This is a genomic window from Sphingorhabdus sp. (assembly GCF_046596595.1).
Classification (GTDB): Bacteria; Pseudomonadota; Alphaproteobacteria; order Sphingomonadales; family Sphingomonadaceae; genus Sphingorhabdus_B.
Map to the genome: position 1 here is coordinate 19,173 of NZ_JBKJMB010000088.1, position 24,764 is coordinate 43,936.

Here is a 24,764-nt window from a genome sequence, read left to right on the forward strand (position 1 = left end):
AAGTCACGCCTAAATCGCAAGCATGATTTTCCCAATATGCGCACCCGATTCCATATATGTGTGCGCAGCAGCAGCTTCAGCCAACGGGAATATCTTGTCCATTTCAGGTCGAAGCGCGCCATCGCATACTAAAGGCCAAACATTCGCGGATATTTCCTGTGCCAGCAATGCTTTGAACTCTGCCGTTCGTGGACGCAAAGTTGACCCCGTCAGCGTCAGCCGGCGTGACATCACAAATGCCATGTTTATCTCGGCGGTCATCCCGCCCTGAACGGCAATGGTCACATGGCGGCCATCTTCGCGCAAGCATTGAAGGTTGCGAGCTACATAGCCACCTGCAACCATATCAAGCACGAGGTGCACGCCTGCACCTTGCGTGATGGTCTTTACTGCCGCGACAAAATCTGCGCTGTTGTAATTAATTGCGTGATCAGCGCCAATTTTGAGAGCAGCAGCGCATTTCTCGTCCGAGCCGCACGTTACGATGGTTACCAAACCGAACAACCTGCCAAGCTTGATGGCCATGGTGCCAATGCCGCTTGTCCCACCGTGGATCAGAATGGTTTCGCCGGGCGCGGCATAGCCGCGTTCAAACACATTGTGCCACACCGTGAAAAGCGTTTCCGGCAGCGCGGCAGCTTCCGCCAAGTCCATGCTAGCCGGGATCGATAAGCAAACATCCAGTCGCGCCAGGCAATATTCTGCATAACCGCCGCCTGATACCAATGCGCACTGGCGCGAACCCAAGAGACTGGCATCCATACCTTCGCCCACGGCAACAATTGTTCCCGACACTTCCAGCCCGGGTAGATCGCTGGCACCAGGGGGCGCCGGGTAGAGGCCCTTGCGCTGAATGACATCGGGCCGGTTGACCCCGGCATAGGCGACCTTTAGCAGCACCTCACCCGCGCGCGGGACAGGAATTGGCCGCTGAGCAGCCACCAACACATCGGGACCGCCTGGCGCTGAAATTTCGATCGCAGTCATGAATTCCGGCAATTTAACCATGTGTGCTTATTCCTTTAAATCCCGGGCCTTCTAGGCAAGCTTCATATTGACAGCAACCGCTGACAGGTAAAATATGCATTATGGATATTGACGAGAATCTGCCACTCCGCCGTGACGACCCTTTGGGCAATCTTGTGAAGCAGGATATTGATGCGCTGTCGGTGGCTGAACTCGAGAGCCGGATCACAGCATTGAAATCAGAAATCTCGCGCTGTGAAGGTAAAATTGCATTTGCCAACAAGCATCGCAGCGTCGCTGACGCATTGTTCAAGAAGTGAACCGACGTAGTAATTTGAGTGCCATTGAGCAGAAACAGAGTGCTGTATTCGTAAACTGCCACATCCTGCTTGAAAGCGCCCAAGCCTACGCCGATATAGAGTTCAAGATACGCAACGACTTAATTTAAGGAGACGAAGTTATGCCATCTTTTGCGGAGTCGTTGGAAGCCACACTTCACAACGCATTGAAGCATGCTGGCGACCGGGCGCACGAATATGCGACGCTCGAGCATCTCCTCTTGGCGCTCATCGATGATGCCGACGCAGCTAAGGTTATGCAGGCGTGCGGCGTTGATCTTGGTGAACTTTCGGACATCATCATCACGTATTTGGATACCGAGTTGGAAAGCTTGCGCGTTGAGGGCAAGGTTGACCCCTCCCCGACCAGCGGCTTCCAACGTGTGGTGCAACGCGCCATCCTACATGTGCAAAGCTCCGGCAAGGACGTCGTTACAGGGGCCAACGTGCTGGTTGCTTTGTTCTCGGAACGCGAAAGCTACGCCGTTTATTTCCTACAACAGCAGGATATGAGTCGCCTAGATGCGGTATCCTACATCAGCCACGGCATTGGGAAGGACGGCAAACTGGCCGAGCCGAAGCCCGTGGTTGGCGCAGAGCAAAAGAGCGAAGAGCCCGAAGATGCCAAAACGAAGAAGGACAAAAAAGAGGGCGCGCTTGATCAGTTTACAGTCAATCTGAACGAAAAGGCAAAGCAGGGCCGCATTGATCCTTTGATCGGGCGGACGGCAGAGGTTGATCGGACCGTCCAAATTCTGTGCCGCCGTTCGAAGAATAACCCATTGTATGTCGGTGAACCTGGTGTTGGGAAAACCGCCATTGCGGAGGGGCTCGCGCGACGTATCGTCGAAAAGCAGGTACCTGAAGTTTTATTACCTGCCGTAATTTATTCGCTCGATATGGGCGCGTTACTCGCCGGAACCCGTTATCGCGGCGATTTTGAGGAGCGGCTGAAAGCAGTTGTGTCCGAACTTGAAAAACTGCCAGATGCGATTTTGTTTATTGACGAAATCCATACGGTGATTGGTGCCGGTGCCACGAGCGGTGGAGCAATGGACGCATCTAACTTGCTTAAACCTGCTTTATCGGGGGGAACAATTCGTTGTATCGGATCGACAACGTACAAGGAATTCCGCAATCATTTTGAAAAGGACCGTGCGTTGCTGCGCCGGTTCCAGAAGATTGATGTGAATGAACCGAGCATCGAAGATACCATCAAGATACTTGCTGGCCTGCGCAGTGCATTTGAAGAGCATCACAAGGTCAAATACACCCCCGATGCCATCAAGGCTGCTGTAGAGCTTTCCTCGCGCTACATCAACGACCGCAAGCAGCCTGACAAGGCCATCGACGTCATCGACGAAGTCGGGGCCATGCAAATGCTTGTCGCGCCATCGAAACGACGTAAACTCATCACCGCCCGCGAGATTGAGGCTGTTATTGCGACCATAGCTCGCATCCCGCCCAAGCAGGTGTCGACTGACGACAAGACGGCGCTTGGCACACTCGAGGCTGATTTGAAGCGTGTTGTATTTGGACAGGACAAGGCGATCGAAGTGTTGGCAAGCGCCATCAAGCTTAGCCGCGCTGGCTTGCGCGATACGGAAAAGCCGATCGGCAGCTATCTGTTCAGTGGACCAACTGGCGTCGGCAAGACCGAGGTTGCGCGTCAGCTGGCGTCCATACTGGGTATTCCGCTGAAGCGCTTTGACATGTCCGAATATATGGAACGCCATAGCGTTAGCAGACTAATCGGTGCGCCTCCTGGATATGTCGGATTTGATCAAGGCGGACTTTTGACCGATGCCGTGGACCAAAGTCCGCATAGTGTGCTTTTGCTGGACGAAATTGAAAAAGCCCATCCGGATCTGTTCAATATATTGCTGCAAGTGATGGATAATGGCAGGTTGACCGACCATCATGGTAAAACTGTGGACTTCCGCAATGTCATATTGATCATGACGACGAATGCCGGCGCCAGCGATATGGCGAAAGAAGGCATCGGCTTTGGCAACAATATCAGCAAGGAAGATGCCGGCGACGAGGCCGTCAAGAAGATGTTTGCGCCTGAATTCCGCAACCGTCTCGATGCAACCGTGCCATTCGCATACTTGCCGACCGAAGTTGTTGCGCGCGTTGTCGACAAGTTCATCCTGCAACTCGAACTACAGCTTGCCGACCAGAATGTGCATATCAAGCTCGATGACGAAGCCCGCGCCTGGTTGACTGAGCGAGGATATGACAAGCTATATGGCGCGCGTCCAATGGGCCGTTTGATTCAGGAGAAAATCAAGCAACCGTTGGCCGAAGAATTGCTGTTCGGCAAGCTTGTGCATGGCGGCGAAGTTGCGGTGCGCATTAAGGATGGCGGGCCTGCTTTTGAAGTTACGCCTGCAGCACCCAAAACTTCAAAGCCAAAGCCACCGAAAAAGACGGCTGCCAAGAAACCAAGCAAGGCAGATTAAGTCAGGAGCGCGTCAGGTCTACCCAACGGCCAGGAGTTGGGCAGACCGGCCAATGCCGTGAAACAATTCGGGTTCGGTTCCGGTCATCCAGACCTGGGCGCCCGTGTCTGCCAGTAGTTCAAATAAAGCGGCGCGTCTTGATGGGTCAAGATGCGCCGCAACTTCGTCCAACAGCAGGATAGGCGGCGCGGCGCGCTGTGTAGCGACAAGCTCTGCATGCGCCAGAATGATCGACAGCAGCAGTGCTTTCTGTTCACCCGTTGAACATTGCTCTGCGACCTGCCCTGAACTATTGTGGACAACTTTAAGATCTGCTCGGTGAGGGCCAACCAACGTCCGACCAGCGGCAGCATCACGGGTGCGGCCCCCTCGCCACATAGAGGCGATATCGCCATCCAGCGGCCCAGTCTTATCGAACAGGCTGATGCCCGGTTTGGCAAAGGGTCCAGAAGAGACATTTTGTAATTGTAAGTTTAGCGCATCGACGACCGCAACACGCGCAGCCTGAATAGCCAATCCGCTTTCCGTCATTTGGGCCTCAAGCGCATCAAGCCATAGGGGATCTGCGGATACGGCACCCGAAAGCAATCGGTTGCGCTGTTGCATTGCCTTTTCATACCGACTGCTATGCCGCGCGTGACCAGGGTTGAGAGCAAGCACCAAGCGGTCCAGAAACCGGCGTCGAGCAGCAGCCCCATCAGAAAACAGACGATCCATATTTGGCGTCAGCCAAATGATCGAAAGCCATTCCGCAAGGCTGTTGATAGTCGCGTTGCTCTCGTTAACGCGAACTTTGCGGCGTTCAGGTTGTTCAGCCGTAACTCCAGTGCCGATGATATTTCCACCGGTCTCAGCAACAACAGCAAACCCTCCGCTTCCCCCAGTGCGAACCATATCTGACATTGCCGCTCGCCGAAGGCCACGACCAGGAACCAACAGGGACACCGCTTCAAGGATATTTGTTTTTCCGGCACCATTTGCCCCATGAAGCGCAATGAACTGTGCCTGCGGGCGAATTTCGAGCGCTACGTGGTTACGAAAATTATCGAGTGTCAGTCGCGACAGGGCCATAGGATGTGCTGCTATAGTATGGTCGGGTGAGGTCAAGCCGCTAATAGACCAGCGTCACTGCCAAATGTTGGTCTTATTTGCCAATATGTGAAAATATTCCACAACGCCGCAATACGCCGTTTCGCTGTAACTCTTTGTATTATATTTTATATTTCGAATTGGCATAGGCTGTGCAAAGTGGTTTGTATAGTCGGAATGGTCCGGCGAGCTAAGAAGGAAAACAACATGACACAATATGCACGCACTCAAATCTTATCTGCTTTCGCTGCGGTGATCTGCGCATTTATTACTATAGGCATCAGCGTCGCACCGGCTGTCGGTCCTGCTGCTGGATTGATTGCATAACAAAGCTACTTACCGCTTTTAGGGAGAAATTTGATGTCACGCTTAGTACTTGATAAGTCGAATAAAAAAATTCTTGGCGTATGCGCTGGGCTTGCCAACTGGTCAGGCATGGACGCGATGATCATTCGTCTCATTTTTGCCGCTGCTACGGTCATTGGCTTTGGATCTCCGATATTGATTTATATTTTACTGGCAATGATTCTCGACTGAGTCCGTTAATACTGCTATGAATTGCTTCACCGGACAGGACAAAACATGGCGACACACATGACTGGTGCCGAAAAACAGGACTATCGCGCATTCGTGCGGGGAAAAGTTTCAATCGCGGCAAATATCCGTGCGCAGGATGGCGCGAGGCAGACGGTTGAAATAATCGACCTGTCGCAAGCTGGCTTTCGCATGCGAAGTGATTCTTTCCTAATACCTGAACGCGCTTTGTTCCTCACTTTGTTGCATTATAATCCAATGAAGGCACGAATCGCTTGGACTAAGGAAGATTTATACGGTTGCGAATTCACTCAGCCGCTACACCCGGCAATCTTCGAAGACATTGTTAAGCGGTACCCTCAACTTAACGAACCAAGCGATCTCTAAAAAGTACATTTACTGCATACGAGTCGGCAGGGACGATACGCATAAGGCATAAATTTTACGGGCGAACAGTCGGCGTTTGGAACATGTGTTCATTCACCCAGTTTGTCGGAGATGTCTGCGGAATTAAACTCAGCCGATTGGGCAGAACGCGCCAACAATCGTGAAGCACCCCGTAAATCGGTTCATATGACCGCGGAATTACGCTTGGCGATCGGACAAAAATTTAAAGTATCTGTCGTTGACCTCTCCCAGACAGGTTTTCGCGTCGAAACTGGAAACCATATGGAAATTGGCACGAGGGTCTATCTAGCGATCCCCGAACTCAATAGTTTACCTGCAAATATCACTTGGAGTGATGGAACAGTTTACGGTTGCGCATTCGTCAATCCTTTACACAGATCTGTATTCGAACATATTGCGCGGGAATACCCGGCCTTCGCTCAGTGACAGCTTAAACCATTTTTCGCACAAAAACGGTGCCGGCTGAATATCCCGCTCCAAAAGAACAAATTAGACCCAAGTCGCCAGCCTTCAGGTCCTGATTATGTTTATGAAACGCTATGATCGAACCGGCACTTGAGGTGTTCGCAAACGTGTCGAGTACAGTAGGGCTTTCGTCCTCGCTGGCTTCATGCCCAAGCACCTTTTGCGCGATCAGCCGGTTCATGCCTGTATTGGCCTGATGAAGCCACATCCGGCGCAGATCCGACCCCAACAGTCCAAGCGTTTCGGCATGCTCCATGATCATTTGCCCGACCATAGGCACCACTTCTTTGAAAACCTTGCGGCCTTCCTGAACGAATAATTTATCGGTCCGCGGCCCACTCTGGTCGATTGGTCCCTGCCCGTGCGCACGGTTAAGAAACCCAAAATTGTTGCGGATATTATTGGAGAATTGTGTTTTTAAACGCGTGCCCAGAATCTCCCAATGCTGTGCAGGAGCGATATCTTTTGCCTCAATTAATATCGCGGTTGCCACGTCGCCAAATATAAAATGGCTATCGCGGTCGCGCCAGTTCAGATGCCCTGAAGTGATTTCCGGGTTAACCACCAACACTGATCGCGCATTACCGCTTCGAATATAATCTGCGGCTGTTTGAATACCGAATGTAGCAGACGAGCAAGCAACGTTTATATCAAAGCCAAAACCGCGTTCCATTCCCAGTTCATGCTGGATCTCGACTGCCATGGCAGGATAGGCACGCTGCATATTAGACGCTGCACACAACACCGCGTCCACATCTGCAACGTCACGGCCAGCGCGTTCAAGTGCATCACGACAAGCCGCCACACCGATTTCCGCCATCAGGGATATCTGATCATTTGGACGCTCTGGATATCGGGGTTCCATAACGTCGGGATCGACGATTGCCCGTTTATCGATCACGTGCCTTGATTTGATCCCGCTAGCCTTTTCAACAAACTCGACCGAACTGTGTGTGAGCGGCTCTTTATCAGGGTTTGCGGCGTTGTATCGGTCGGCATAAGCATTAAAACTTGAGACCAATTCTTCGTTGCTGATAGTGTCAGGGGGCGTGAACAATCCGGTGGATGAAATCACTGGTGTGGCGCCGAGCGCATGTTGCGACATGTTGTTTTCCCGCTATGGTTTTAATTGCGTCCGGATGCCTAGCGGTTGCGTATTTGCGAAACAAGCCGTTTGAAAAAACGCGCAACGCGGTTATGTGAACGACGGGGGAGGAAGACAATAATGTCGCTTAACGAACGCCAGCCCAGCTGGTTGTCTAGGCTTTTCAGGCAGGTTCTGCTGGGCATCTATAAGCAGGGAGGCTGGCGCGCGCAGGGCATAATCCCGGAGCCGCGAAAGTTTGTACTGATTGCCGCACCGCATACGAGCAATTGGGACTTTGTTTATTTTCTGGGTTTAACAGCTGACCTGGGAATTCGGCCACACTTCATGGCCAAAACGTCTTTGTTCCGCTGGCCTTTTACAAATTTCATGCTCGATATGGGCGGCGTGCCAGTCGACCGGACCTCAAACCGAAATTATGTGCAACAGATGATCGATGAATTTGCCCGCCGTGACGAATTCATGCTGACCATCGCACCAGAAGGAACCCGGGGTACTGTCAAGGCTTGGAAAACGGGATTTTATCATATCGCCATGGGTGCAGGTGTACCTTTGGTCGTTGGCATGATGGACTATGGCAACAGGACAGGCGGTCTAGGACCTGCCATCTGGCCAACTGGCGACTATAAAGCGGACATGGCTAAAGTCGCAGAAATCTATGCCAAGGTTCAACCGAAGCACCCTGCAAAAGGCATGACCGAAATATTTGCGAAGGACGAAGCATGAACGACGTGGGCTCAACATTATTGATTAACGCCGCAGCGCTTTTGATCGTCATTCTGGCTTTGTGGGCCTATTCGGTGAAGATCAGGGACGTCTCGTTCATCGATGCGTTCTGGGCATTTGGAATGGTGCTTCTTGCATGGGCAACTTGGGCGCAATCAAATTCTCCGGGTGCGCGCTCGCATTTGCTGCTTGGCCTCACAACCTTGTGGGGGCTTCGGCTTAGCTTCCATCTGTGGACGCGGTGGCGCGCCCATGGCGAAGACCCGCGTTATGCAAAAATAATGGGCGGTGTGATGGACCGAAGGGGCTGGAGCTGGAGTAAAACGTCATTGTTATCCGTTTTCCTGACCCAAGCACCATTGTTGTTTATCACGTGCTTGCCCGCGCAGCTTGGCATCTGGGCGAGCGATGGCGGACGCACCGTAATCGGACCACTTGGATTTTTTGGGGCAATGATTGCGATTATCGGCATATTGTTCGAAACCGTGGGAGACGCGCAGCTTAACAGGTTCCGCGGCAACCCCGAAAACAAGGGCAAGGTGCTCGACACGGGATTATGGCGCTATACACGCCACCCCAATTATTTCGGCGACGCCTGCACCTGGTGGGGTATCTGGCTGGTCGCTTGCGAAACTGGAATACCCGGATGGATCAGCGTCATTGGCCCGATTTTCCTGACCTTCACCTTGACCAAATGGTCAGGAAAGCCACTTCTGGAAAGAGGTTTGAAAAAAACGCGGCCTGAATATGCAGATTATGTTGCGCGCACATCGGGATTTTTTCCGTTGCCGCCAAAGCGCAGGTCGTAAGACGCCCGAAATAAATCAGGTAACGACACCAAAAAGGTCATGTTCGTCGGCGTCCTCGATGTTGGCCAAGACCACATCGCCTGGCTTTAATGTGGAAGCCACGTCACGCAAATACACATGACCGTCAATTTCGGGCGCATCGGCCTGTGAGCGGCCGGTTGCCCCAATACTGTCGTCCTCGTCCGCATCGCCAACTTCGTCGATGATAACGGGGATGTTGCGCCCGACCTTTGCCGCAAGTTTCGCGGCGCTGATCGCAGCCGTTTTCGCCATGATGCGCTGGAACCGCTCTTCCTTTACCTCTTCAGGCACGGGATTAGGGAGGTTGTTGGCCTGCGCCCCGTCGACCGGTTCAAAACGAAAAGCGCCCACGCGATCAAGTTGCGCTTCATCCAGCCAATCAAGCAAATATTCAAAGTCTGCTTCTGTTTCGCCCGGGAAGCCAACCACAAAACTGGAGCGAATGGCGATATCGGGTGCAATAGTCCGCCATTTGCGAATACGCTCCAGAACCTTGGCTTCATTGGCGGGGCGCTTCATGGCTTTCAAAACATTGGGCGCGGCATGTTGAAAAGGGATATCCAAATAAGGCGTCAAATATCCCTCTGCCATTAACGGAATGACGTCATCGACATGGGGATAGGGATAAACATAATGTAGCCGGACCCACGGCGCGACACCCTCACTTGTGCGCAGCCCCCCCAATTCGCGGGCGAGATCAGTCATGTGCGCACGCACCTGACGCCCCTTCCATTCGCGCGGTTCATGCCGCGTATCGACACCATAAGCCGAGGTATCCTGTGAAATGACCAAAAGCTCTTTGGTACCAGCACCGACGAGCTTTTCCGCCTCGCGCAACACTGCATCAATCCGGCGGCTCGCAAGCTTTCCGCGCAGCGAAGGGATAATACAAAACGCGCAGCTATGGTTGCAACCTTCGGAAATTTTGAGGTAGCTATAGTGGCGCGGCGTCAGCTTCAGTCCGCCTTCGGGTACGAGGTCGACAAATGCGCCGCGCGTGGGGGGCGCTGCTTCATGCACGGCAGATACCACTGCCTCATATTGGTGCGCGCCTGTGATCGCTAAAACATCAGGAAAACGCGCACGGATGACATCGGCTTCATTGCCCATGCAACCCGTCACAATTACGCGGCCATTTTTTGCAATAGCTTCGCCAATCGCTTCGAGGCTCTCTTCCTTTGCCGAGTCCAGAAAGCCGCAGGTATTGACCAAAACAACGTCTGCACCAGCATAATCGGGCGAAAGCCCATAGCCGTCCGCACGCAATTTGGTGAGGATCCGCTCGCTGTCGACCAACGCCTTGGGGCAGCCAAGAGAGACCATGCCGACCTTGGGCGCTGCTTTGATGATAGTTGCCATGATGGCGGGCCGCATAGCTTGTTTCGTTGGGCTTGTCACGGCTAGCGAACAAGCGCATGATTGATGGGCGGAATTATGGGAGGAACGTTCGTGGCAAATGCTAACTTATTGGCAATTTTGGTGGCTGCGGCGACGGGCTTTCTGATAGGCGGCCTGTGGTATGGTCCATTGTTTGGCAAAGCATGGATGGCAGAGCATGGATTCACCGAAGACCAGTTACGCGCAGGGAACATGCTGAAAATTTACGGTCTGACTTTTGCATTTTCTGTTCTGTCGGCGGTATTTCTCGGTCATCTACTGGCGTTTTTTGATACAAGGCCTCGAGCGACAATGATGATTTCGATCGGTGTTGCGCTCGGATATATCATCCCAGCCATTGGCACCAATTATCTGTTTTCACGCAAGTCAGGGCGGCTATTCGCCATTGATGCCGGATACTGGCTGACATTTTACACCGCGATGGGCTTGGTTTTTCTTTTACTGGGCCGTTAATCAACTGGCATTAGGTCTTGGACGGGATGATCTGCACAAGTAAATCTCCGGCCTCAAGCTTCTGGGCCTCGGTCTGCCAAAAGCCGAAATTAACGCCGTTACGGTAAATGCGCAATCCGATCCCGTCCGGCAGGTCGCGCAAGCGTTTGCCCACTTCGCCCGGCGTAACCTCGCGTTCCCGTATGATAACCTCGCCTCCGACTGATGCCAGATCTGTCAAATATTCGGAGATGTGTTCGCCATGGCAGGAACTGGCTAGCAACAGTCCAGTAAAGCTAACAGGGTTAATCACAGTGGTGGCGCCGGCCTGACGTGCGAGCAGTTCATTGTCATCAGCGCGGATGACAACGCTGATCGGAACATTCGGTGACAAATGGCGCACCGTCAGCACCATCAGGATTGATGCATCGTCTCGCCCTGCAGAAACTATCACCGATGAGGCCTGCTTAATACGGACTGCATTCAAGATTTCATCCCGCGTACCGTCCCCGCACAATATATTGCAGCCCAGATATTCCGCCTCGGCAAGCCGCTCTTCGCTCCGGTCGATCACGACGATATCTTTGGGTTCAGTGCCGCGCTTGATAAGCTCGGCAACGGCTTGAGCGCCACTTACGCCAAAGCCCAAAGTTACGATATGCCCGGACAGGGTTTGCTGAATTTTTTTCATGCGCCATTTTTCCCAGCTGCGTTTGATGACAAAATTATAGGCTGTGCCCACGAAAATAAAGATGACGGCGATGCGTACCGGCGTCACGATAATCGCTTCAATGAACCGCGACCGGTCAGAAATCGGAGCAATGTCGCCAAATCCGGTGGTGGTGACCGAAATCATCGTAAAGTAAACAACATCGAGGAAACTGATGACCCCGTCGTGATTGTCTTTGAGGCCCTCTCGGTCAAACCAGTGGATTACGATGACGAGCAGGATCAGGAAAAACGCAAGCGACAGCCGAAGCAGAACGTCGGCCCACACCGGCAATTTGCTTGCGCGCCGCAACGCGACCCTAAATTTAAACGGGACGTCAGGATCAGCCATTAATCGGTTCCAGATAGCTTAAGGGACTAATCGCGTTCCGGTCTTTACGCACTTGAAAGTGCAATTGCGGCTGTCTCATATAGCCGGTTTTACCGACCTCGCCGATTTGTTGACCTACCGAAACGCGGTCGCCTTTTTTCACACCCAATCGGCCAAGGTGCCCAAATGCGGATAAAATCAAGGTTGAACCTGCTGCCATCAACCTCATCCGCATTACTGCACCCCTATCCCCTATATACTTGATTCAACGTGGCTAATGATTCGTGGTGCGTCAAATCCAATTGTAGCGGAGTCACGGCAATGTAGCCATCTTCGATAACTTCGAGGTCGGTATCGTGCCCAGGCGTGTGCAGCATGCCGTGCAGCCCAAACCAGTAATAATCATAGCCACGCGGATCGGTGCCTTTAACGATTGATCCACGGCTATAGTCGTGGAACCCCTGACGCGAGACCTTGATACCCTTCACGTCTTGCGGCAGCAACGGCGGGAAATTGATGTTCGTCAAGGTGCGCGGTGTGAATGGCATATCAATCAAGGGCCGGAGAACCCTTTCGCCCCAGGCTTCAGCAGCAGAAAAGGGCACAGAATCTGCCATGCCTTCCTTACTATAAACCTGGCTCAGTGCGATTGACCGTATACCTGCAAGCGCGCCCTCCATTGCCGCAGAAACGGTACCCGAATACGTGATATCATCGCCTAAATTTGCACCGCGGTTTACACCCGACAAAATCAAGTCAGGCATTGCATCCTTCATGATGACGCCAATGCCAAGCATGACCGAATCCGTCGGCGTGCCCGCAACAGAATAATGTTTTTCACCATGCTGACGAATGCGCACAGGCTTCGTCAATGTAAGCGAGTGGCCCGCACCGGAATTTTCCTCCGCCGGCGCAACAATCCAGACATCATCGCTGATACTGCGGGCGATGCTTTCAAGCACTTTGAGACCCGGCGCATTCACTCCGTCATCGTTGGTCAATAATATACGCATCAGGCATTCGCCTCCAATTTGGTCAACCCGCCCATATAAGGCAGCAAAGCAATGGGAATGTGGACACTGCCATCGCCCTGTTGGTAATTTTCAAGGACAGCAACAAGCGTTCGGCCAACCGCAAGGCCAGAGCCATTCAAAGTGTGGACAAAGACATTTCCCTTGCCCTCAGCGGGCCGGAAGCGGGTGTTCATGCGCCGCGCCTGCCAGTCGCCGCAATTGGAGCAACTCGAAATTTCCCGGTATAGTTGTTGTCCGGGCAACCATACCTCAAGATCATAGGTCCGACGCGCGCTTGCACCCATGTCACCGGTGCACAGCAACATTTTGCGATAGGGCAATTCCAGTGCCTGCAATATGCCCTCTGCGCTGTCAGCCATGCGTTCATGCTCGGCTGCGCTGTCTTCCGGGCGAACGATTGAAACCAGCTCGACTTTTTCAAACTGATGCTGACGAATTAAACCTTTCGTATCACGGCCGGCTGCCCCCGCCTCGGACCGAAAACAGGGCGTCAATGCCGTCAACCGGATCGGCAGGGCGCTCTCATCCAAAATCTGTTCACGAACACTATTGGTTAACGACACCTCGGCTGTTGGGATTAGCCAGCGGCCATCGGTTGTCTGAAAGTTATCTTCGGCAAATTTCGGAAGCTGGCCTGTGCCAAACAATGATTCTTGACGCACCAGATAAGGCGTTGCGCATTCGGTATACCCACGCTGCCCCGTCTGATAATCGAGCATGAATTGCCCAAGTGCGCGGTTGAGCCGTGCCATTTGTCCGCGCATGAAGGTGAAACGCGCGCCGGAAATGGCGACACCGGTTTCGAAATCAAGGCCAAGCGCTGGGCCGATATCGGCATGGTCTTTTGGTTCAAACTCAAAAATGCGCGGTGTGCCCCAACGCGCAATCTCTACATTATCTGTTTCGTCAGCACCATCGGGGGTGTCTGCAGCCGGCAAGTTAGGTAGTCCAGCCAGCAAAGCGTCAAGTTCCATGCCTGCAGCGCGTTCGCGTTCCTCCAGCAACGGCAAAGTGTCTTTCAACTGGGCAACCTCTGCCTTCAACGTTTGCGCTGTATCCGTGTCGCCCTTAGCCATTGCCGCGCCGATGGCCTTGGAAACATCGTTACGGCGGGCCTGCGCATTTTGCATTTCGGTGAGGATTGCACGCCGGTTCTCATCCAACGCAAGTATTGATTGCGACACAGCGGCGTTACCCCTGCGAATCAACGCAGCATCAAATTCATGGGGATTTTCACGGATGTATTTCAGGTCATGCATGGCGGCAGGCTATGCCGACCATGTGGCCGTTTCGCAACGAAAAAGGGCCTGTGTCGCTTAGCGGCGGCCAATTTGACGAAGTCCCATTGCACGCGGCGGCAGCAACCTTGTTGTGCGACATATGGCAAGCAACCTAAGCAACATGTGTTTGCAAATTTCGTTGCGGCCAAAGCCAGATTGGAACAATTGCGAACTATCAGTCGCTCTGCTTGCTTCTCGTACGAAAAAGTGGGAATTTATGGCTGATCGCAAAGTTGAATTTCGAGTTTTAAGACAGCACTAGAGCAGAGAACTTACAAACTGGAGCCGTTTCCACAACTTTTGGTGTATTGTACTGAATGGGCAACATTTGGCGCTTGTGCAGCATTTAGCCCGAGTCTATAGCCCCCGCGAGAGTGAATTGGACGCAGGCTTCTTCGTTCTGGAGGGCCGGCCAGGGGTGGAGAATTTACAATGGGCGCAAGCGCCAAGCCTCACGAAACGACCGGCGACAGCAGCATTTCCGATTTTGACCTCGACGAGACATATGTTCCCGGCGACGACGAACCGTTTATGAATGACCGGCAACTGAGATTCTTTGAAAAGCAGCTCATTGACTGGAAAAACAGCATCTTGGCAGAGTCCCTTGGGACGCTTAACCAGCTTCAGGATGGCCCTATGCGCGAGCCTGATCTGAATGACCGTGCGTCAAGTGAGACTGACTGGGGTATTGAGCTGCGGACGCGCGACCGCCAGCGCAAGCTTATCGCGAAGATTGAGGCTGCTCTCCGCCGGATAGGCGAAGGTGAATATGGCTATTGCCAAGTGACCGGCGAACCAATTTCGCTGGCCCGGTTACGCGCGCGTCCCATTGCGACGATGACCCTCGAAGCCCAAGAGCGGCATGAACGTCAGGAACGCGTTTCACGCGACGATTGACCGGGGCAGCGGTTCGCCCGTTTGGTTAAAAACATTATAAAACGTCGGGATAAAACGCTCGGAAATTAACCTTTTGGCGATATTTGCATGCCACTGTTCAACACGGGAATGAACATAGCTTGGCACTTGGTATCGCAACATGGATGACTTATTCGGCAACAAAAAAATAACTGCGGCGAAGCGCGGATTAAATCGCGACAGTCTCCTGCTTAAAGCAATTTTGCGGTTTCCAAATACCAAGGATGAGAGCGAAGTCCGCATCCGGAACCTTTCCGCCGGCGGGCTGATGGCAGAAATTCCAGTGACGCTTTCCCGCGGCGAACGCGTCGAAGTCAACTTGCATAGCATCGGCTGGGTCAGCGGTCATATCGCCTGGGTTACGGACGGACGTGTCGGCATTGCCTTTGACCATCCGATTAACCCCAAAAATGCACGCAAGCCCGTTGGCGTCACGGAGCTTGAGCTGCCCAATCACCTCAAAATGCTGAACCGACGGTTACCGCCAGGCAAGCTGCGCCGCGTCTAACTCAGTCGTCGAGACAGTAAATGTCCAGCGGCACCACAATCTTGTCGAGCACTCGGCCAACTGGATAGGCCGACTTGTTGCCCTCTTCGATAGCTGCCTCAAGCACTTCGCGTTTTTTTGCGCCATTAATCACGAGAATAGCAGTACGCGCAGCGCTGATGGCCGCTCCGGTCAGCGTCACCCGGTTTACGGGTGCTTCGGCTGGCAAGGGATCTGGTGCAACACCTACAGCACGCACGTCTTTGCCCGCATCCATTGCCGTTTCAAAATCGGGTCCGGGAAAAATGGACGCCGTATGCCCATCTGCACCCATGCCAAGCCAGACTAGATCCGGCGGCCAGTGCAGGTCCGCAAGCCGAGCATTTGCAGCGCTTCCCGCCAATTTATAATCCGCCGCGTCACTCGTAATAGGCAAAACTCTCGCGCCCTTTGGAATGAATATCTTGGCGATCATCGCAACGTTGGACAGGGGATTATCCACTGGAACAAGCCGATCATCGGTCGGAATAATAGTGACGCTTTTCCAACGAATATTGGCTTGAGCCAACTTTTCCAAAATAGGCTTTGGCGTTGAGCCGCCGGGAAACGCAACAAGCGCCTGACCGCGTGCATCCAACGCGCTTTCGATGATAAAGCTGACGTCGCCGACTACGGCGTCAATCAGATCCTCAGCAGCGTCAAAGTCCCACCATTCAATTTCTTCGGCCATACGCCTTGCTTCTCCATTAATTCCGTAACGCCGATGCGGCGCGCGCTGCCGATTCAATTGCGGCGGTGTCGGGAACGCCTTTACCAACAAGCCAGCTACCGCCAACACATAAAATTTCTGGAACGGCGAGCCAATCCGCAGCCGTCTCTTGTTTTATGCCACCCGTTGGACAAAATTTACATTGGCCGAATGGACCAATCAGCGATTTAAGCGCAGGAAGACCACCATTTGCCTCAGCGGGAAAAAATTTAAAATGAGTCAGGCCCAAGTCGAGCCCGCGCATGATATCGCCTGCGCTCGCCACACCGGGCAAAAACGGGATATTTTTGGAAATGGCGGCCTTACCCAATTTGTCGGTGAGTCCGGGCGACACAATGAACTCGGCGCCCGCAGCAATTGCGCTGTCCAAACCTGGTATATCGACGATCGTTCCGGCACCGACAATCGCACCGGACACCTTCTTCATTTCGGAAATGGCATCGAGAGCAGCAGCGGTGCGCAACGTTACTTCAAGCACAGGCAACCCACCTGCAACCAGTGCCTCGGCAATTGCGCGTGCCTGTGAGGCATCCTCAATAACCAAAACAGGAATAACGGGCGCTGCGCGCATAATTTTTTCAACCGGGGACATATGCTTTCGCTTCCTCAAACATGTTGCTGTGCAAACGCCGCCGCTGCGCCGAATAGGCCGGGCTGCGGGTGCGTGATCAATTTCACCGGGATGCCGGACATTAAGCCTTCAAAGCGCCCTTTTGCCCGAAACCGCTCTGCAAAACCCGAACGGACAAGGCTGTCTTTGATGCGAAGGCCAAGACCGCCGGCGATCACAACCCCCGCAAAGCCGCCTTGCGCCAAAGTGATATCGCCAGCTACACTTCCAAGCGACAGGCAAAAACGGTCCACTGCTGCAGCCGCGAGGCTGTCGTCCCCTGACATGCCCATTTGCCATAAAGTTTTATCGTCATATTGCTGCACCGCGCGCCCTTCAATCGCGGCGAGCGTCTCGTACAGATCGATAAGACCCGGACCCGAAACAACGCGCTCCACTGACACCCGGCGGTAGCGCTTGCGCAAACGCGCAAGAACAGCGTCTTCAATCGCATCCAGTGGGGCAAAATCAATATGTCCGCCTTCTGTCGCTTGCACATGATAATTGCTGCCCTTGCGCCAGACATGCGCGACGCCAAGCCCCGTTCCAGGGCCGATGATGCTTAATGTGCCCTCATCTGCAAAATCCTGCTCTGGCCCAGTCAGATGCTGAAAATGTTCAGGCCCGGCCTGAGCCACCGCATGACCAACAGCGCCAAAATCGTTAACGATGACAAAACTGTCGACGCCAAGTTTCTCACACACCAGCGACCGGCGGATAATCCACGGATTGTTGGTAAGCTTGATGACATCCGCGTCGACTGGCCCGGCAATCGCAATTGCCGCTGCGCGCGGCAGCGTTGCGCCATGGAGCCTTCCGAACTCCTGCCATGCGGTTTGAAAGCTCGCATGTTCGGCTGTTTTCAAAGTCACCGCGTCGCCAAGTCGTGTGACGCGGCCTTCCTCAACTTCGGCAATGGCGAAGCGTGCGTGCGTTCCACCAATATCGACAGCAACAATCGCGGTCATAGTCCGGCTGCCGCCAACATAGCCGACCCGCCCTTCTCTGCCTCGTCCGCCGTCGCACGCATCAGCGCAAACAGTTCGCGACCGGTGCCGAATTTCTCTGTTGGAGTTGCTGCTGGAACGCGCGCGGACCAGATATCGGCATCAACCAGCACCGACAATGTGCCACTATTGGCGCAAAGACGGACCACGTCACCGTCCTGCAGCTTTGCGATAGCCCCGCCGCGTGCTGCCTCGGGGCTTAAGTGGATGGCGGCAGGCACTTTGCCTGAAGCCCCCGACATGCGGCCATCGGTGACAAGAGCAACGTTGAACCCCTTATCCTGTAATACGCCCAATGGTGGCGTTAATTTGTGCAGTTCGGGCATGCCATTAGCGGCTGGTCCCTGAAAACGAATAACAAGGATAACGTCGCATTCCAATTCGCCTGCCTTAAACGCAGCGAGTGCGTCATTCTGGTCATCGAACACGCGCACGGGGGCTTCGATGGTCCAGCGCGCCGGATCGACTGCGCTGGTCTTGAACGTCGCGCGGCCGAGATTGCCGGTGACAAGGCGCATCCCGCCATCGGGGCTAAACGGGGCAGACGGAGGACGCAGCATTGTGTCGTCTGCCGTAACCGCAGGCGCATCACGCCACACAAGCTTGTCATTTTCCAATGTCGGTTCACGTGCATAGTCCGCAAGGTCTTGGCCAGCGACGGTCATGATGTCGCGGTGGAGCAGCCCTGCTGCTATAAGTTCGCGGATGACATACCCCATGCCACCGGCGGCATGGAAATGGTTTACGTCGCCCGATCCATTTGGGTAAACGCGCGCGATCAGCGGCACGGCGGAGGACAGCTGATGCAAATCTTCCCAGTCGATGATAATCCCGGCTGCCCGCGCAATTGCCGGAATATGCAAGGCATGGTTTGTCGACCCGCCGGTTGCCAACAGACCAACACAGGCATTAACGATTGCTTTTTCGTCAATGCAAAGCCCCAGCGGCCGGTAATCAGTCCCATCCCAACCTATTTCGCTCAAACGATGCACCGCCGCGCGCGTCAATTCGGTACGCAGTTTTGTTCCGGGGTTGATGAAGGCCGCACCCGGAATATGCAGGCCCATGACTTCCATCATCATCTGGTTTGAATTAGCCGTGCCGTAAAAGGTACAGGTGCCTGCGCTATGATAAGATGCGGCCTCAGCCTCCAACAATTCGGCGCGGCCAACCTTCCCTTCTGCAAATAACTGGCGGACGCGCTGCTTCTCCTTGTTGGCAAGCCCCGATGGCATAGGGCCGGCGGGGACGAGGATGGTCGGCAAATGGCCGAAGCGCAGCGCGCCGATCAACAGGCCAGGAACGATCTTGTCGCAGATGCCAAGCATTGCGACGCTTTCGAACATGCCGTGGCTGAGACCAACCGCTGTTGCCATGGCGATGACGTCGCGGCTGAACAATGACAGTTCCATCGAGTCCTGACCCTGCGTCACTCCGTCACACATAGCCGGCGTGGAACCGGCAACCTGAGCAGTCGCGCCAACTTCCCGCGCGAAGATTTTCATTTGCTCGGGATAGCGGCCATAAGGTTGGTGCGCCGAAAGCATGTCATTGTATGCGCTGATGATGCCGATGTTCATAGCTTTGCCATCACGGATCGACGGTTTGTCCTCGCCGCTCGCTGCAAATCCATGTGCAAGATTGCCACAGCTTAAGGCAGTGCGGTTGACCCCGGCGTCGCGTTGCTTTGCTATCAAGTCCAGAAACGCCTGACGCCCGGGCCTTGACCGCTCGATAATGCGTGCAGTTACGGCTTCGACAGTGGAATGCAGACTACTCATGCCAGCTCACTCCATCACGTTCGGTCAAGGCGATTGCGGCGTTAGGGCCCCAACTTCCGGCACCATATGTTTTTGGCTTAAGGTCTGTGGCGCTCCATAAAGCCCGTATGGCATCAATCCAACTCCATTGTGCCTCAACCTCATCCCGCCGCACGAACAGCGTCTGGTCGCCTTCTATGAGGTCGAGAAGCAATCGTTCATAGGCGATCCGCCGACGCGACCCAGCAAAGGCAGCGGTGAGCGACAGATCCAAGGGAACCTCGCGCAGGGTAACCCCCCCGCGATCCAGCCCCGGCTCTTTGGCCATCACCAATAGCCGCACATATTCCTCTGGCTGCAAACGGATGACCAAGGTATTCGCCTCAAGCTTGCCGCCGCGTTGCTTGAATACATTGTGTGGGACAGGCTTGAACTGGATGACGATTTCGCTGCGCCGTTCGGGCAACCGCTTGCCGGTGCGCAGGAAAAACGGCACGCCCTGCCACCGCCAATTGTCGACATAAGCCTTTATCGCGACAAACGTTTCGGTATCGGACGGCTTGCCCAGATCATTCTCATAGCTCTTGACCGCGTCGCCTTTGACTGCGCCATCAGTATATTTGCCAGTAACAACGTCACCTTCGGCCACTGGCCGCAGGGCGCGCAGCACCTTGACCTTCTCGTCTCGAATTGCGGTCGCATCAAGGCTTGCCGGCGGTTCCATTGCGGTCAGCGCAAGCAATTGCAGCATATGGTTCTGCACCATGTCGCGCAGCGCACCTGTTTCATCGTAGAAGCCAGCCCGCCCCTCGAGCCCTACGATTTCGCTAACGGTAATCTGCACATGTTCGATAGCATTAGCGTTCCACAAAGGCTCAAAAAGCATGTTTGCGAAACGCAGGGCCATGAGGTTCTGGACAGTTTCCTTGCCCAGATAATGGTCGATACGGAATGTGCGCTTTTCCGGAAAGACAGCGTTCACGGCATCATTGATCTGCCGCGATGATGCCAGATCATTGCCGAGCGGCTTTTCCAACCCGATGCGGACATTTTCGCCCGACAGCCCGGCATGATGGAGACCCTTGATCGTTGGTTCAAACAATGACGGCGCGGTCGACAAGAATATCGACAAACCGCCAGAAACGTCACCGATTGTGGCCGCGAGCGACGCAAACCCGTCTGGATTTGAGGCATCCAGCGCGACATAATGCAGCCTTTGCAGAAACGCGTCGATCAAGCCTTCGGCCTTGCGGTCATCGGGTAGAAATTCGCACAACGCTGAGCGTGCCATGTCGCGGAACGCCTCATCGGTGAGCGCGCTGCGTGCCGTGCCAAAAATACGTAGGTCTGGATTGATTAAACCATCAGCATGGAGCGCATATAGAGACGGGAGCAGCATGCGGCGTGACAAGTCTCCCGTCGCGCCGAATAGCAACAAATTGGAACTATGGTCGCTCATTCCTCTGGTCTCCTGGCAAAGCCGCAGATGTGCCTTGCAAACACGACCTTCCCTTTATCCTGAAGCGAGAAGGCGTCTAGCGCTTATTCGTATGCACAGCCTTAGCTCTCCGCCCAGCCGCGCTGATCTTCCATGCCCATCGACATCAAGATGGGATCGTTAGTCTGGCGCGACTGGAAGTCCGCCTTGCCTGAAAGCCCGCGCCAGCCTGATGCAATCAACGCCTGCGCCGTTGGCGCGCCCAAGGTTGTCCCCGGACCGAGAACGATAATCGTATCAGGCGCAAATTCGGCTGCCGCGACCTGCACCGCACGCGTGAAATCATAGCTGTCGGTCAATTGCGCGCCGAGCGTGTAATCATAAATCGCATCGCGGCCAAAGGCACCGGGCGACCAGATACGGCCCTGCCCGTCGATTGCAGGAATTGTGCCGCGCCCGAAATCACTCGCATCATGGATGGCGCGCGCCATGGGCACGATATGGTCCAGCAAGGGGCTGTGGAACGCGGCATGGTGCATCAGCCGCAATGGGAAACGGTCGTCTTTCGGCAGATGCTCGCTCAGCCACTTAAGCCCGGCGTCATCGGCAGCGAACACGATCATCCCGCCAAGCCGGATGGAAACATGGACATGTATTCCAGAAACAAGCTTTGCTTTGGCCGATAGGTCATTGATAAATTGAAGTTTGTCGAGTTGAGTATTCCAATTCTCATCAATCATCGACCAGACGACCTGCCCGCCGGTGCCATGTTCATGCATCAGCCCGCCCATATTGTTGACCAGCCGCGCGCCAGCCTCAAGGTCGAGAATACCCGCGCATGCCAGCGCCAGATACCAGCCCATCGAATTCCCAGTCACGGCCACAATATCAAACCGGTCACGATCAATCGCTGCGAAATCCGCCATGGCGCAAGCGTAGATCAACGGCGAAGCGTTATCGCCGGTCATATGGACCGATGGCGCATATTTCTCTGCACTGTCGAGTTCTGAGACCGGAACCTGTCCGTTTGCCTTGCGGACAGCATCGACCGTCGCAACTATATCGGGGCGCGTGGCGTAATATCTTCGTAAATAGCCAAGCTCGGCAGCGTTATAGGTGCCGCGTCCAGGGCAAACCACCAAAGCACGCTTTTTCATGCGACGGCCGTCCGCGCGGCTTCAAGGATGGAGGCTTTGCTGGGCAGCACCAGCTCGGCGGCTGGCCCCAACGGAATGAAGCAATCCTCGGCGGTAATACGGCTGACAGCCTCGCCACGGCCGGCTTCGGTCAATATCGTCATCAGCTTTTCGCTCAAGCTGCCTGATCGCCGACATTCGTCCACGATCAATATCTTCCGGCAATCTGCGACCGCAGCCACTATCGCGTCGGCATTCAAAGGATGCAGCCAGCGAAGGTCAATGATCCGCAAGGAAATGCTTTCAGCTTCGAGTTCGGGAGCTGCTTGCCGTGAAAGATAATAGCCATTTCCGTAGGTTATAATGGCAAGTTCAGTTCCTACACCAAATTGGCCAACGGTTCCCAGCGCGATGTTAATATCGTCACCCGGCGCCACATAGGGGGCCTGCCATCCTGCATCATCTGGTGCATGCAGATCGCTCATATGATAGAGCGCAATCGGCTCGACAAAAACAACAACGCGGCCGTCCTCGTGCGCAAGCCGCACGCATTCACGCAGCATCGCTGGCGCATCGGCCGGGTTTGACGGACAGGCCACGACGATGCCGGGAATATCCGTCAGGACGGCAAGACTGTTGTCATTATGGAAGTGCCCGCCAAAACCTTTCTGATAGGGCAAGCCAGCGACACGCATAACCATCGGGTTGCGATATTGCCGGTTCGAAAAGAATGACAAAGTTGCAGCTTCACCGCGAATCTGGTCCTCGGCATTGTGCAGATAGGCCAGAAACTGGATTTCAGGAACCGGAACAAATCCGTTGTGCGCCATGCCGATGGCAAGGCCCAATATCGTCTGCTCATCCAACAACGTATCATAGACGCGCGTAGCGCCAAATTTCTCCTGTAAACCTTGAGTAACCCCATACACGCCGCCCTTGCGTGCAACATCCTCGCCAAACACCGCGACATTCGGGTATTGCAGCATGATGTCTGCCAGCGCGAAATTGATACTTTTCGCCAATGTCACTGGCTTGGCAAGATTACGCGCATCCTTAGCAAAAAGCGCATCTCGCATATTCGCGCGAGGTAAAGGCTGTGGCGGTTTGGCTGATTTTTCCGGCTCTATCGAAGCCATGACTTCGGCGGCCGTTGTCAATCTTGGTTTGGCCAGCGCGTCCAAAGCTACACGGTCGACGCGCGCGCGCATCTCTTCATAACGCGCCACGATTTCTGCGCCTGACATGCCAGCCTGTTGGTGCAAAATGCGTGCGCTGTGCAGCAGCGGGTCCTGCGCTTCGGCCGCTTCGATCTGCGCGATCGGAGCATAGCTCAGTTCCACATCTGCCCCGGCATGGCCCATCAGTCGGATTGTTTGCATGTGCAGGAAAACGGGTTTTCGCCGGGTGCGCGCGTAGGTCACGGCTTCTTCGCAACCACGCAGCGCATCATTCAGATCAGCGCCATCGCAGGCCACATAATGCAACGCAGGGCGATTGGCGAAGTTGGCTGCAATCCAACCGCCGGGTGTGCGCACAGAAATCCCGATGCCATTGTCTTCGCACAGAAAGACAATCGGCATTGGCAGATGCTGGTATGCGGCCCAGCACGCAGCATTAAATGCGCCCTGCGATGTCGAATGGTTGGCGGAGGCATCACCAAAAGAGCATAAGATGACAGAATCATGCGGAAGTACGGCATTGGACAGCTTCAAACGTTGCGCCATGCCCAACGAATGTGCAGCACCGACAGCCTTGGGCAAATGTGACGCTATGGTGCTGGTCTGAGGTGGTACGAAAGTATGCGCGCATCCCAATACCTTGTGCCGCCCACCCGAGATGGGATCCTCTGCCGACGCGGCAAAGGACAAGGCCATGTCATGCAAAGGCGTGAGGCCACCTGCCTGTTTCTTACGCTGGATAAGGAACGCACCGTCGCGGTAATGCAAAAACGCCATGTCGGTGGTTCGGGTTGCTGCTGCCATTGCAGCCGTGCCCTCATGCCCTGAACTGCCAATCGAATAGAAAGTCTTTCCCTTTGACCGGCGCGCCCACAGATCAAGATGTCGGCTCATAATCTGGCTGTCAAAAAGATCGACGAGCACGTGCGGCGCGACTGCAGATACCGGTGAATTGGCGCGCGGAGCGGGAAAATCATGCGCGGCGACGCGGCGGGCAAATGCCTCGTCTAATATCGTTGGACGGTCAAACATAGCGCCGGATGATTAACGCCAAAGGGCGCAAAAGCCACAGCAAAGTGATATTTTCAATTGCCCGATTAAATTGCTGGATTTGTAAAAATTCGGCGATAGGATGAACACGAGAGTGAGTTTCTTCCCGGATTTTCCCCACCCGGGAAGCGTTCAGAGCGCCAGTGACCTAATATGCGCAGCAAATGCCACAGGGTTTCTGGTCGAATAGGAGGAGAGAGAAATGCGTCGATTTAATCGTGTAATCACGGCTGCACTTTGCAGCACCATCTGCAGCGCAATGTTTGTGCCAGCGGCTTTTGCCCAACAATCCGAAGAAGACAGTG

The 24,764-nt window shown here is 54.3% G+C and carries 25 protein-coding genes; 10 read left to right on the top strand and 15 right to left on the bottom strand.

The window, feature by feature from the left end; genetic code table 11:
* Positions 1-9: 9 nt before the first annotated feature.
* Positions 10-1,008: an NAD(P)H-quinone oxidoreductase gene (locus tag ACLL9E_RS08745; RefSeq protein ID WP_411291354.1), complete on the bottom strand. Its 999-nt coding sequence runs from the start codon at positions 1,006-1,008 to the stop codon at positions 10-12.
* A gap of 80 nt (positions 1,009-1,088) precedes the next feature.
* Between ACLL9E_RS08745 and ACLL9E_RS08750 the strand changes: the two genes are divergently transcribed.
* Positions 1,089-1,286 carry a DUF1192 domain-containing protein gene (locus tag ACLL9E_RS08750; protein WP_411291355.1) on the top strand — a complete coding sequence of 66 codons (198 nt, stop codon included), beginning with the start codon at positions 1,089-1,091 and terminating at the stop codon, positions 1,284-1,286.
* 140 nt (positions 1,287-1,426) lie between these two features.
* A complete protein-coding gene (gene clpA / locus ACLL9E_RS08755; RefSeq protein WP_411291356.1) occupies positions 1,427-3,769 on the top strand; it encodes an ATP-dependent Clp protease ATP-binding subunit ClpA in 2,343 nt (780 codons plus the stop codon).
* Between the two features lie 18 nt (positions 3,770-3,787).
* Here the strand turns inward: clpA and recF are convergent, their stop codons facing one another.
* Positions 3,788-4,840: a DNA replication/repair protein RecF gene (recF, locus tag ACLL9E_RS08760; protein ID WP_411291357.1), complete on the bottom strand. Its 1,053-nt coding sequence runs from the start codon at positions 4,838-4,840 to the stop codon at positions 3,788-3,790.
* A gap of 378 nt (positions 4,841-5,218) precedes the next feature.
* Between recF and ACLL9E_RS08765 the strand changes: the two genes are divergently transcribed.
* From ACLL9E_RS08765 to ACLL9E_RS08775, 3 genes are all read left to right on the top strand, one after another.
* A complete protein-coding gene (locus ACLL9E_RS08765; RefSeq protein ID WP_411291358.1) occupies positions 5,219-5,395 on the top strand; it encodes a PspC domain-containing protein in 177 nt (58 codons plus the stop codon).
* Positions 5,396-5,440: 45 nt separating this feature from the next.
* Positions 5,441-5,779 carry a PilZ domain-containing protein gene (locus tag ACLL9E_RS08770; protein WP_411291359.1) on the top strand — a complete coding sequence of 113 codons (339 nt, stop codon included), beginning with the start codon at positions 5,441-5,443 and terminating at the stop codon, positions 5,777-5,779.
* Positions 5,780-5,890: 111 nt separating this feature from the next.
* Entirely contained in the window at positions 5,891-6,226 is a 336-nt protein-coding gene (locus ACLL9E_RS08775) for a PilZ domain-containing protein (protein WP_411291360.1), read from the top strand.
* Positions 6,227-6,230: 4 nt separating this feature from the next.
* On the opposite strand, the gene ACLL9E_RS08780 is transcribed toward ACLL9E_RS08775, so the two are convergent.
* Positions 6,231-7,370: a beta-ketoacyl-ACP synthase III gene (locus ACLL9E_RS08780; RefSeq protein WP_411291361.1), complete on the bottom strand. Its 1,140-nt coding sequence runs from the start codon at positions 7,368-7,370 to the stop codon at positions 6,231-6,233.
* Between the two features lie 120 nt (positions 7,371-7,490).
* Here ACLL9E_RS08780 and ACLL9E_RS08785 point away from each other — a divergent pair, with 120 nt between their 5' ends.
* Together ACLL9E_RS08785 and ACLL9E_RS08790 are read left to right on the top strand one after the other, a co-directional pair.
* Entirely contained in the window at positions 7,491-8,096 is a 606-nt protein-coding gene (locus tag ACLL9E_RS08785; protein ID WP_411291362.1) for a lysophospholipid acyltransferase family protein, read from the top strand.
* Positions 8,093-8,905, top strand: coding sequence for a DUF1295 domain-containing protein (locus ACLL9E_RS08790; protein WP_411291363.1), 813 nt, complete (start codon positions 8,093-8,095; stop codon positions 8,903-8,905). Before ACLL9E_RS08785 ends, ACLL9E_RS08790 begins: the two co-directional genes overlap by 4 nt.
* Before the next feature lie 15 nt (positions 8,906-8,920).
* Here the strand turns inward: ACLL9E_RS08790 and rimO are convergent, their stop codons facing one another.
* A complete protein-coding gene (rimO, locus tag ACLL9E_RS08795; RefSeq protein WP_411291364.1) occupies positions 8,921-10,285 on the bottom strand; it encodes a 30S ribosomal protein S12 methylthiotransferase RimO in 1,365 nt (454 codons plus the stop codon).
* A 90-nt stretch (positions 10,286-10,375) separates the two neighbouring features.
* On the opposite strand from rimO, the gene ACLL9E_RS08800 reads away from it, so the two are divergent.
* A complete protein-coding gene (locus ACLL9E_RS08800) occupies positions 10,376-10,777 on the top strand; it encodes a DUF1761 domain-containing protein (protein WP_411291365.1) in 402 nt (133 codons plus the stop codon).
* Positions 10,778-10,787: 10 nt separating this feature from the next.
* Here the strand turns inward: ACLL9E_RS08800 and ACLL9E_RS08805 are convergent, their stop codons facing one another.
* Genes ACLL9E_RS08805 through serS form a run of 4 tightly spaced genes read right to left on the bottom strand, consistent with a single transcriptional unit; the run spans position 10,788 to position 14,088 of the window.
* On the bottom strand, positions 10,788-11,816 hold the full coding sequence (locus ACLL9E_RS08805; protein WP_411291366.1) for a potassium channel family protein: 1,029 nt from the start codon (positions 11,814-11,816) through the stop codon (positions 10,788-10,790).
* Complete coding sequence (locus ACLL9E_RS08810; protein WP_411291367.1) at positions 11,809-12,030, bottom strand: M23 family metallopeptidase; 222 nt, start codon at positions 12,028-12,030, stop codon at positions 11,809-11,811. The genes ACLL9E_RS08805 and ACLL9E_RS08810 overlap by 8 nt, the downstream gene beginning before the upstream one ends.
* A gap of 10 nt (positions 12,031-12,040) precedes the next feature.
* Positions 12,041-12,808 carry a 5'/3'-nucleotidase SurE gene (gene surE / locus ACLL9E_RS08815; RefSeq protein ID WP_411291368.1) on the bottom strand — a complete coding sequence of 256 codons (768 nt, stop codon included), beginning with the start codon at positions 12,806-12,808 and terminating at the stop codon, positions 12,041-12,043.
* Positions 12,808-14,088, bottom strand: coding sequence for a serine--tRNA ligase (gene serS, locus ACLL9E_RS08820; RefSeq protein ID WP_411291369.1), 1,281 nt, complete (start codon positions 14,086-14,088; stop codon positions 12,808-12,810). Before serS ends, surE begins: the two co-directional genes overlap by 1 nt.
* 552 nt (positions 14,089-14,640) lie before the next feature.
* On the opposite strand from serS, the gene dksA reads away from it, so the two are divergent.
* Positions 14,641-15,006, top strand: a complete 366-nt coding sequence (gene dksA, locus ACLL9E_RS08825; protein ID WP_411291379.1) for an RNA polymerase-binding protein DksA — start codon at positions 14,641-14,643, stop codon at positions 15,004-15,006.
* Between the two features lie 139 nt (positions 15,007-15,145).
* A complete protein-coding gene (locus tag ACLL9E_RS08830) occupies positions 15,146-15,532 on the top strand; it encodes a PilZ domain-containing protein (protein ID WP_411291370.1) in 387 nt (128 codons plus the stop codon).
* Position 15,533: 1 nt separating this feature from the next.
* On the opposite strand, the gene pgl is transcribed toward ACLL9E_RS08830, so the two are convergent.
* The 7 genes from pgl to ACLL9E_RS08865 all read right to left on the bottom strand — a co-directional run bounded on the left by pgl (position 15,534) and on the right by ACLL9E_RS08865 (position 24,441).
* Positions 15,534-16,241 (bottom strand): 6-phosphogluconolactonase, encoded by a 708-nt coding sequence (gene pgl / locus ACLL9E_RS08835; protein WP_411291371.1) that lies wholly within the window; start codon positions 16,239-16,241, stop codon positions 15,534-15,536.
* Positions 16,242-16,257: 16 nt separating this feature from the next.
* Positions 16,258-16,872, bottom strand: a complete 615-nt coding sequence (gene eda, locus ACLL9E_RS08840) for a bifunctional 4-hydroxy-2-oxoglutarate aldolase/2-dehydro-3-deoxy-phosphogluconate aldolase (protein WP_411291372.1) — start codon at positions 16,870-16,872, stop codon at positions 16,258-16,260.
* Between the two features lie 14 nt (positions 16,873-16,886).
* The gene (glk, locus tag ACLL9E_RS08845; protein WP_411291373.1) at positions 16,887-17,858 is read right to left on the bottom strand and encodes a glucokinase; all 972 of its coding nucleotides are present in this window, start codon (positions 17,856-17,858) and stop codon (positions 16,887-16,889) included.
* Positions 17,855-19,678, bottom strand: coding sequence for a phosphogluconate dehydratase (edd, locus tag ACLL9E_RS08850; RefSeq protein ID WP_411291374.1), 1,824 nt, complete (start codon positions 19,676-19,678; stop codon positions 17,855-17,857). Before edd ends, glk begins: the two co-directional genes overlap by 4 nt.
* Positions 19,671-21,116 carry a glucose-6-phosphate dehydrogenase gene (gene zwf, locus ACLL9E_RS08855; RefSeq protein ID WP_411291375.1) on the bottom strand — a complete coding sequence of 482 codons (1,446 nt, stop codon included), beginning with the start codon at positions 21,114-21,116 and terminating at the stop codon, positions 19,671-19,673. The genes edd and zwf overlap by 8 nt, the downstream gene beginning before the upstream one ends.
* Before the next feature lie 101 nt (positions 21,117-21,217).
* On the bottom strand, positions 21,218-22,252 hold the full coding sequence (locus tag ACLL9E_RS08860; RefSeq protein ID WP_411291376.1) for an ACP S-malonyltransferase: 1,035 nt from the start codon (positions 22,250-22,252) through the stop codon (positions 21,218-21,220).
* Positions 22,249-24,441 carry a thiamine pyrophosphate-dependent enzyme gene (locus tag ACLL9E_RS08865; protein ID WP_411291377.1) on the bottom strand — a complete coding sequence of 731 codons (2,193 nt, stop codon included), beginning with the start codon at positions 24,439-24,441 and terminating at the stop codon, positions 22,249-22,251. The genes ACLL9E_RS08860 and ACLL9E_RS08865 overlap by 4 nt, the downstream gene beginning before the upstream one ends.
* Positions 24,442-24,764 lie beyond the last annotated feature (323 nt).

Bases quoted from the DNA above. Each gene is read 5' to 3' on its own strand.
- serS (WP_411291369.1), bottom strand. From the start codon at position 14,088: ATGCATGACCTGAAATACATCCGTGAAAATCCCCATGAATTTGATGCT.
- ACLL9E_RS08865 (WP_411291377.1), bottom strand. From the start codon at position 24,441: ATGTTTGACCGTCCAACGATATTAGACGAGGCATTTGCCCGCCGCGTC.
- ACLL9E_RS08780 (WP_411291361.1), bottom strand. From the start codon at position 7,370: ATGTCGCAACATGCGCTCGGCGCCACACCAGTGATTTCATCCACCGGA.
- pgl (WP_411291371.1), bottom strand. From the start codon at position 16,241: ATGGCCGAAGAAATTGAATGGTGGGACTTTGACGCTGCTGAGGATCTG.
- ACLL9E_RS08765 (WP_411291358.1), top strand. From the start codon at position 5,219: ATGTCACGCTTAGTACTTGATAAGTCGAATAAAAAAATTCTTGGCGTA.
- ACLL9E_RS08810 (WP_411291367.1), bottom strand. From the start codon at position 12,030: ATGCGGATGAGGTTGATGGCAGCAGGTTCAACCTTGATTTTATCCGCA.
- ACLL9E_RS08790 (WP_411291363.1), top strand. From the start codon at position 8,093: ATGAACGACGTGGGCTCAACATTATTGATTAACGCCGCAGCGCTTTTG.
- recF (WP_411291357.1), bottom strand. From the start codon at position 4,840: ATGGCCCTGTCGCGACTGACACTCGATAATTTTCGTAACCACGTAGCG.
- ACLL9E_RS08785 (WP_411291362.1), top strand. From the start codon at position 7,491: ATGTCGCTTAACGAACGCCAGCCCAGCTGGTTGTCTAGGCTTTTCAGG.
- edd (WP_411291374.1), bottom strand. From the start codon at position 19,678: ATGAGTAGTCTGCATTCCACTGTCGAAGCCGTAACTGCACGCATTATC.
- ACLL9E_RS08830 (WP_411291370.1), top strand. From the start codon at position 15,146: ATGGATGACTTATTCGGCAACAAAAAAATAACTGCGGCGAAGCGCGGA.
- ACLL9E_RS08860 (WP_411291376.1), bottom strand. From the start codon at position 22,252: ATGAAAAAGCGTGCTTTGGTGGTTTGCCCTGGACGCGGCACCTATAAC.
- rimO (WP_411291364.1), bottom strand. From the start codon at position 10,285: ATGGCAACTATCATCAAAGCAGCGCCCAAGGTCGGCATGGTCTCTCTT.
- glk (WP_411291373.1), bottom strand. From the start codon at position 17,858: ATGACCGCGATTGTTGCTGTCGATATTGGTGGAACGCACGCACGCTTC.
- ACLL9E_RS08805 (WP_411291366.1), bottom strand. From the start codon at position 11,816: ATGGCTGATCCTGACGTCCCGTTTAAATTTAGGGTCGCGTTGCGGCGC.
- ACLL9E_RS08745 (WP_411291354.1), bottom strand. From the start codon at position 1,008: ATGGTTAAATTGCCGGAATTCATGACTGCGATCGAAATTTCAGCGCCA.
- clpA (WP_411291356.1), top strand. From the start codon at position 1,427: ATGCCATCTTTTGCGGAGTCGTTGGAAGCCACACTTCACAACGCATTG.
- ACLL9E_RS08775 (WP_411291360.1), top strand. From the start codon at position 5,891: ATGTCTGCGGAATTAAACTCAGCCGATTGGGCAGAACGCGCCAACAAT.
- ACLL9E_RS08750 (WP_411291355.1), top strand. From the start codon at position 1,089: ATGGATATTGACGAGAATCTGCCACTCCGCCGTGACGACCCTTTGGGC.
- ACLL9E_RS08770 (WP_411291359.1), top strand. From the start codon at position 5,441: ATGGCGACACACATGACTGGTGCCGAAAAACAGGACTATCGCGCATTC.
- eda (WP_411291372.1), bottom strand. From the start codon at position 16,872: ATGTCCCCGGTTGAAAAAATTATGCGCGCAGCGCCCGTTATTCCTGTT.
- surE (WP_411291368.1), bottom strand. From the start codon at position 12,808: ATGCGTATATTATTGACCAACGATGACGGAGTGAATGCGCCGGGTCTC.
- dksA (WP_411291379.1), top strand. From the start codon at position 14,641: ATGAATGACCGGCAACTGAGATTCTTTGAAAAGCAGCTCATTGACTGG.
- zwf (WP_411291375.1), bottom strand. From the start codon at position 21,116: ATGAGCGACCATAGTTCCAATTTGTTGCTATTCGGCGCGACGGGAGAC.